5 protein-coding genes are annotated in these 7,496 nt (G+C 68.4%); 2 read left to right on the forward strand and 3 right to left on the reverse strand.

From position 1 onward, the window contains the following. Nucleotides 1–11 precede the first annotated feature (11 nt). Both SLW55_RS20030 and SLW55_RS20035 read right to left on the reverse strand, forming a co-directional pair. A complete protein-coding gene (locus SLW55_RS20030) occupies nt 12–1,526 on the reverse strand; it encodes a S41 family peptidase (protein ID WP_152180585.1) in 1,515 nt (504 codons plus the stop codon). Nucleotides 1,527–1,630: 104 nt separating this feature from the next. Continuing rightward, the gene (locus SLW55_RS20035) at nt 1,631–2,857 is read right to left on the reverse strand and encodes a peptidoglycan DD-metalloendopeptidase family protein (protein ID WP_226978517.1); all 1,227 of its coding nucleotides are present in this window, start codon (nt 2,855–2,857) and stop codon (nt 1,631–1,633) included. 187 nt (nt 2,858–3,044) lie between these two features. Between SLW55_RS20035 and SLW55_RS20040 the strand changes: the two genes are divergently transcribed. Next, nucleotides 3,045–3,707, forward strand: a complete 663-nt coding sequence (locus SLW55_RS20040; protein WP_017908044.1) for a hypothetical protein — start codon at nt 3,045–3,047, stop codon at nt 3,705–3,707. A gap of 81 nt (nt 3,708–3,788) precedes the next feature. Then, complete coding sequence (locus tag SLW55_RS20045) at nt 3,789–5,531, forward strand: M28 family metallopeptidase (protein ID WP_320745617.1); 1,743 nt, start codon at nt 3,789–3,791, stop codon at nt 5,529–5,531. Between the two features lie 314 nt (nt 5,532–5,845). Here SLW55_RS20045 and SLW55_RS20050 read toward each other — a convergent pair whose 3' ends face one another. Beyond that, complete coding sequence (locus SLW55_RS20050) at nt 5,846–6,913, reverse strand: NAD(P)-dependent alcohol dehydrogenase (RefSeq protein WP_267082660.1); 1,068 nt, start codon at nt 6,911–6,913, stop codon at nt 5,846–5,848. Between the last annotated feature and the right edge of the window lie 583 nt (nt 6,914–7,496).

Raw genomic sequence — 7,496 nt, forward strand, 5'->3', positions numbered from 1 at the left:
CCGCCGTCGGCTCAGGTGCCGGAGGCCGGCGCAGGCCCGGTCTTGTCGGAGCCGGTCTTGTCGGACTCGGTCTTGGCAGGTTCGGACTTGGTGGGCTCGGGCTTGGTCGGTTCCGCCGCCGGCTGCTTCGCCGGGGCTGCCTTCGGCGCCGCGCCCGCCGGCTTGTGCGCCGGCTTGGCCTTGCCCTTGCCGGCCGGTGCCGCCGCGGCCGCCCGCGCCACCGCGCCGGGCTGCTTCAGTTCGGCCAGCGCCTGCGCGATCGGGCCGTCGCCCGGCAGCACGTCGCCGGCGGTGTAGCCCTCGGCGCCCTCGTCGTCGCCATGCAGGTGGCCCGGCAAGGTCGCTTCGCTGTAGTCGGCGATCGCCGCCGGCTTGTCGGCATCGTCCGCGCTGGCCTCCGGATGCAGCACCACATCGGGCACGATGCCGCTGGCCTGGATCGATTTGCCGCTGGGGGTGTAGTACCGCGCCGTGGTCAGCTTGACCGAGTCGCCGTTGTCCAGCGGCAGCACGGTCTGCACCGAGCCCTTGCCGAAGGTGCGGCTGCCGACGATGCGCGCGCGCTTGTTGTCGCGCAGCGCACCGGCCAGCACTTCCGAGGCGCTGGCCGAACCGGCATCCACCAGCACCACCATCGGCGCGCCGTTGAGCAGATCGCCGGGGGTGGCGTCGAACTTGGAATCGCTGACCGAGATTCGCCCGCGGGTGCTGACGATGGTGCCCTTGTCGAGCACGTCGTCGGCCACCTGCACCGCCGCGGTCAGCAGGCCGCCCGGATTGCTGCGCAGGTCCAGCACCAGGCCGCGCAGCTTGCCGCCGGCCTGCGCCTGCAACTGCTGCAACTGCTTGTGGAAATCGGCGCCGGTGTCGGCCTGGAAGGTGCTGATGCGGATGTAGCCGTAGCCGGGTTCGAGCATGCGGCTGCGCACGCTGGCCACGCGGATGGTCTGCCGGGTCAGGGTCACGTCGAACGGCTTGGCGACCTTGTCGCGGGCGATGGTCAGTACGACCTTGCTGCCCGGCTCGCCGCGCAGCGGCTCCATCGCCTTGACCGCGCTGATCGGCTTGCCGTCGATGGCGATGATGATGTCGCCCGAGCGCAGGCCGGCGCGCGCGGCAGGCGTGTCGTCGATCGGCGACACCACCTTGAGCGTGTTGTCCGGCAGTTGCAGCAGCTCCACGCCGATGCCGTCGTAGGCGCCGCTGGTCTGCTCGTCGAAGGCTTCGGCGTCTTCCTTGCTGAAATACGTGCTGTGCGGATCCAGGTCCAGCAGCAGGCCGCGGATGGCGGACTGCATCAGCTTCTTGTCGTCGACCGGATCGACGTAGGCTTCCTTCACCGCGTTGTAGACCGCCACGTAGCGGCGGATCTCGTCCAGCGGCACCTTGGCACTGGCCGATTCGGTGGAATCCGGATCGTCGGCGCTGGCCGCCGGGGCCGTGGGCGTCTGCGCCTCGGCGCGTTGCGCCATCGACGGCAGCGGCGCCAGAGCGAGCAACAGGGCTGCGGACAGGACTACGCGCATGAAGCACTCCGATTGGGGAAGACCCGCACCGTGCACGGCGCGGTTGTCCGGATTATGCGCGAAGCCGAGCTAAATTCGCGTTGAACGCGCCGCAGCCGCGTGGCTCAGCGGCGCTGCAGCCACGACGCCGGATCCACCGGCTGACCATTGCGACGCAGTTCGAAGTACAGCGCCGGACGGCCCTGCCCGCCGGAATTGCCGACCTTGGCCACCGCATCGCCGCGCTTGACCTTGGCGCCCGCGTCGCGCAGCAGGGTGTCGTTGTGCGCGTACAGGCTCATGTAGCCATTGCCGTGGTCCACGATCAGGATCATGCCGTAGCCGGTCATCCAGTCGGAGAACACCACCGTGCCGTCGGCGACCGCGGTGACGGTGCTGCCGGCGGGCGCGGCGATCAGCACGCCGCTGCTGGTACGCCCATCGGGCAGCCGGCCGCCGTAGCGCGCGATCAGGTCGCCCGACAGCGGCCAGCCCAGGCCACCGACCTTCAGCGGCGGTGCCGAGGCGACCACCTTGGGCGGTATCTTGCCGCCGCCACGCCCGGCCTTCGCCGCGGCCTTGGCCTGCGCCGCCTGTTCGGCCGCCTCGCGCCTGGCCGCGGCGCGGCGCTCGGCCTCGGCGCGGGCGGCGGCGGCACGCAGGTTGGCGAGCAGGGTTTCCAGCGCCTTGGCATCCTGGCCCAGCGCCTTCTCGCGTTCGCTGCGGTCCTGGTAGCGCTGGTCCAGTTCCGAGACCACGCTGGCGCGCTGCTTGCGGTCGCGCTGCAGCGCCTGGGCCTGTTCCTGCTGGCGGCGCTGGGCCTCGCTCAGTTGCTGCTTCTGTTCGACGACCTCGCGCTGCACCTGTTCCAGCGCCTGCAACTCGTGGGTCAAGGTCGCGATGCGCTGCGCGCGCTCGCGCTGCAGATAACGGTGATACGCCAGCAGGCGGTTGGCATCGGCCACGCGGTCCTGCGCCAGCAACAGCTTCAGCGGCGCATTGCCGCCGATGGCATAGGCCGCCCGCAGCAGCTGCGCCAGTTCGGCGCGCTGGCGCGTCAAGCCACTGCGCAGGCCATCGCGCTTGCGCTCGAGCTCGGCCAGGGTCTGCTGGTGCCGCTGCAGCGCCTGTTGCGTCTGCGCCAGACTGCGGCCGGTGACGGCGACCTTTTCGTCGGCCTCGCGCAACTGGCGTGCGGCGTCGCCGCGCTTGCCTTCCAGTTGCCGGCGCTCCTCGGCCACGCTCTTCAGCTCGCTGCGCACCTTTTCCAGGCGCTTCTCGGCCTCGCGCGGGTTCTGCGCCGCGGCTACGCCTGCGGCCAGCAGCCACGTCAGCGCCAGCAGGCGGCGCACAAGGCCGCGCCAGTGCACGGGCGCACGCCGCTCGGCCGCGCGGGGCGCGGCGGAATGCGATGGAACAGGCGCGGCTGCGGGCAAGCGAGGGTCCAGTGACTTCAGGCAGGTGTGGATTGTAGCGAAGCGTGTTGTGATCGCCCCACGATTGATTGCGGCCGCATCGCCGGCGCCCGGGAGGTGAAGGATGAAACGCATGCATCTGGCGGTTGTGCTGGCGCTGGCCCTGACGGCCGGCCCGGCGTTCGCGGGCGAAGGCATCAGCAAGGTCAACGGCAGCATCACTGCCGACGCCGGCAAGCAGTACGGCGATCTGGAAACGGTCAACGGCAGCATCACCGTCCAGTCCGGCGCCCAGGTGGGCAGCGTGGAAACGGTCAACGGCAGCGTCAAGGTCGCCGACGGCGCGCAGACCAAGGGCTTGTCCACGGTCAACGGCGGCATCACCCTCGGCGAGCGCGCACAGGTCGCCGGTTCCATCGAAACCGTCAACGGCGGCATCTTCGTCGACCGCGGCGGCCGCGTCGGCGGCGGCATCGAGAGCGTCAACGGCAGCATCGGCCTGGTCGCCACGCAGTTGGACAAGGGCATCGAGACGGTCAACGGCGACATCACCGTCGGCCACGATTCGCATGTCGGTGGCGGCATTTCGATCAACAAGCCCAGTTTCAGCATGTCGTTCAAGCCGACGCGCAAGCCACGGGTCATCGTCGGCCCGCGTGCGGTGGTGGACGGCCCGCTGCGCTTCGAGCGCGAAGTGACCCTGTACGTGCACCGCAGCGCCAAGACCGGGCCGATCACCGGCGCCACCGCGCTGCCCTTCGACGGCGACACCGCGCCGAACAACTGAGCCGTGCCGCGACGACGCGCCCGCCCGGGCGCGTGCGGCTTGCCTATAGAATCCGGGGTTCCCTCGCCATCAGGAGCCCCCATGTCCCGCAAGCTCGTGCTGTGCCTGGCCGCAGCCGCAGCGCTGACCGCGTGCAAACGCGAAGCGCCTGCCCCGGCCGCCGACACCGCGCCACCGGCCGCGGCGCCCGCACCCGCTGCGGCGCCCACGCACGCGTTCTCCACCGGAATCGCACCGGCGGACTTCGCGGAACTGGTCAAGACGCTGTCCTCCGATGCCTTCGAAGGCCGCGGTCCGGGTACGCCTGGCGAAGACAAGACGGTCGCCTACATCCGTGATCAGATGCAGCGCATCGGTCTGCAGCCCGGCAACGGCGACAGCTGGTTCCAGGACGTGGCGATGACCGAGACCACCGCGGCACCCGGCACCACGCTCACCATTACCCACGACGGCGCTGCGCGACAGCTCGCCTTCGGCAGCGACATGGTGGTGGGCACGCGTACCGGTCAGCCCGAGGTCAAGCTCAATGGCAGCGACATGGTCTTTGTCGGCTACGGCGTGGACGCGCCGGAGCAGAAGTGGAACGACTACGCCGGCCAGGACTGGAAGGGCAAGACCGTGGTGATGTTCGTCAACGACCCCGGCTTCCACACCGGCGATGGCAGCCTGTTCGAAGGCAAGCGCATGACCTACTACGGGCGCTGGACCTACAAGTTCGAGGAAGCCGCGCGCAAGGGCGCCGCCGCCGCGTTGATCGTGCACGACACGCCCGGCGCCAGCTATGGCTGGGACGTGGTCAAGAACTCCTGGTCCGGCGCGCAGTACGACCTGCCGGCGAAGGACGATCCGGAGCCGCGCATTCCGGTGCAGGGCTGGCTCACCGCCGAGGCGGCCAAGCAACTGTTCGCCGATGCCGGCCTGGATCTGGCGCAGGCCTACAAGGACGCCAGCAAGCGCGGCTTCAAGCCCATCCCGCTGAAGGCCAAGCTCTCGGTGGACCTGAAGAGCACCATCGCCGAGAAGACCTCGCGCAACGTGGTCGGGGTGCTGCCCGGCAGCAGCCGCGCCGACGAGGCGGTGCTGTACATGGCGCACTGGGATCACCTGGGCAAGCACGAGGGCGAGCCCGGCGACAATATCTACAACGGCGCGGTCGACAACGCCACCGGCGTGGCCGGCATCCTCGAAATCGCCGAGGCGTTCGCGCACCAGCAGCCCAAGCCCGAGCGTTCGGTGGTATTCCTGGCGGTGACGCTGGAGGAATCGGGGCTGCTCGGTTCCAAGTACTACGTGGCGCATCCGACCTTCCCGCTGAACAAGATCGCCGGCGTCATCAACCTGGATGCGATGCCGGTGGCCGGGCGCGCCAAGGACCTGGTGGTCAACGGGTTCGGCAGCTCGCAACTGGAAGACCTGCTCAAGCCGATCGCCGCCGCGCAAGGCCGCGTGCTGCACGCCGAAGACGCGCCGCAGAGCGGGTTCTACTTCCGTTCGGATCACTTCAACTTCGCCAAGGCCGGCGTGCCCGCGCTGTACATCGACGGCGGCGAAGACCTGGTCGACGGTGGCATCGAAGCAGGACGCCGTGCGGCAGCCGAGTACGCCAAGCGCTACCACACGCCGGCCGACGAGTACGACCCGGCGACCTGGAAGCTCGACGGCGTGATGGACGACCTGCAGGCGGTGTACGGCGTTGGCAAGGAACTGGCCGCCGGCGACAGCTGGCCGAACTGGTACGCGGACAATCCCTTCAAGGCCGCACGCGACAAGATGATGGGCAGGCCGACGTCGTTGCCCGCGGCCGAGCCTGCCGCCGGCAAGTAGGCGGCGGCTTCCTTAGTGTCATGGCAGCGGCGCTTCGGCGCCGTTGTCGTCTCTACCCCCATCGGTCGCGCGACGCACCGGGCATCGTCGCTGCCACCACCTCGTGCAAATCGCTTACCGCACGCAGCGGTGCGCGGTTGCCGGACGCCTTCCGAGCGCCTCGAATGCCGATCGGAAGCCCACGCGTAGAGCACTTCGGTCGCGACGAGAGCTACCGCTACAGAAACGCCCGGGCATGCGCTGCCCGGGCGTTCATGGGATGACGATGACGCATGACGTGACCGCGGCGGCTGACCGCCACGGTCGCCGTCGGCTCAGGCCGCTTGCTTGGCCTGCCCCAGGCTGGCCATGTCGATGACGAAGCGGTACTTCACGTCGCCCTTGAGCATGCGCTCGTAGGCCTCGTTGATCTGCGCCATCTCGATCGTTTCGATGTCGGACACGATGCCGTGCTTGGCGCAGAAATCCAGCATCTCCTGCGTTTCGCGAATGCCACCGATCAGCGAACCGGCCAGCTGGCGCCGCTTCATGATCAGGTTGAACACCGTCGGCGACGGATGCGGCTCGGCCGGCGCGCCGACCAGGGTCATCGTGCCATCGCGCTTGAGCAGGGTCAGGAACGCATCCAGATCGTGCGGGGCCGCGACCGTGTTGAGGATGAAATCGAAGCTGTTGGTGTGCGCTGCCATCTCCTCGGCGTTCTTCGACACCACCACCTCGTTCGCGCCCAGGCGCAGCGCGTCCTCGCGCTTGCCGGCCGAGGTGGTGAACAGCACCACGTGCGCGCCCATCGCATGGGCAATCTTCACGCCCATGTGCCCGAGGCCGCCCAGCCCAACGATGCCGACCTTCTTGCCCGGGCCGACCTTCCAGTGATTCAGCGGGGAATACGTGGTGATGCCGGCGCACAGCAGCGGCGCCACCGCCGCCAGTTGCTCGGCATCGTGGCGAATATGCAGCGTGTATTTCTCGTCGACCACGATGTGATCGGAGTAGCCGCCGTACGTGTTCTCGCCGCCGAACATCGGACCGTTGTAGGTGCCGACGAAGCCGTTCTCGCAGTACTGCTCCTCGCCATCGGCACAGGAAGCACAATGCCGACAGCTGTCGACCATGCAGCCGACACCGGCAAGATCGCCAACCTTGAAGGCACTGACCTGGTCGCCCACCGCGGTGATGCGACCGACGATTTCATGGCCCGGCACCGACGGGTACTGGGTGTTGTGCCACTCGTTGCGGGCGGTATGCAGATCCGAGTGGCAGACGCCACAGTAGAGGATCTCGATACTGACGTCGTGCGCACCGAGCGCACGGCGCTCGAAGGTGAACGGGGTCAGCGGCTGATCGGACGCCTTGGCGGCGTATCCATTGGCTTGGCTCATGGGGAAGGCCTCGTGGTGGGTGAAAGGGGCCGAAGGGCGGTGCGCATGTAGAGCAATCGATGCCTACTCGGTCGCCTGAGGTGGAAAAGTCTAAGCGGCGGGGCATGAAAGAGACGCATCGCCACATGGAACGGTGCGATGCGCGTCGTCAAAACGCCTCACCGAGTGCGGAGTGGCGCACATGTTCGGCTGAACGCCAATGCACTTGACGGTGACATGTGGACGCGCTGATCGGCATTCATCGGCAGATTGCACGTGAGCGGATCTGCAATCGATGAGAAACGCGCACCAGGAAGTGCGCGTAATGCGTCCAATGACCAGTCACAGGATCACCTACATGCTCTGTCCACTTTGGACGCAGAGTCGGTTCGATCGTGCAGTAGGCCTTGGCAGGCAGCTGTTGTAGGCCGGGTTGCCGCTTGTCGACAACAGACGCCCAGGAGGCCGTGGAGGAACCGAGCCCCTCTCCCGCCGGGAGAGGGGTTGGGGTGAGGGTACGGCGCGCAGCACCTGGGCGGCATGTCGCCACGGGGCGTGCGCCCGGCCTTCCATCGCCTGGGCGCGTCGTGTTGGTTTTTCGCAC

Source organism: Xanthomonas sp. LF06-19 (assembly GCF_034105425.1).
GTDB classification, from domain to species: domain Bacteria; phylum Pseudomonadota; class Gammaproteobacteria; order Xanthomonadales; family Xanthomonadaceae; genus Xanthomonas_A; species Xanthomonas_A sontii.

What these genes read in the sequence shown, in the direction of transcription:
- SLW55_RS20030 (WP_152180585.1), bottom strand. Translation starts at nt 1,526, where the DNA reads ATGCGCGTAGTCCTGTCCGCAGCCCTGTTGCTCGCTCTGGCGCCGCTG.
- SLW55_RS20040 (WP_017908044.1), top strand. Translation starts at nt 3,045, where the DNA reads ATGAAACGCATGCATCTGGCGGTTGTGCTGGCGCTGGCCCTGACGGCC.
- SLW55_RS20045 (WP_320745617.1), top strand. Translation starts at nt 3,789, where the DNA reads ATGTCCCGCAAGCTCGTGCTGTGCCTGGCCGCAGCCGCAGCGCTGACC.
- SLW55_RS20050 (WP_267082660.1), bottom strand. Translation starts at nt 6,913, where the DNA reads ATGAGCCAAGCCAATGGATACGCCGCCAAGGCGTCCGATCAGCCGCTG.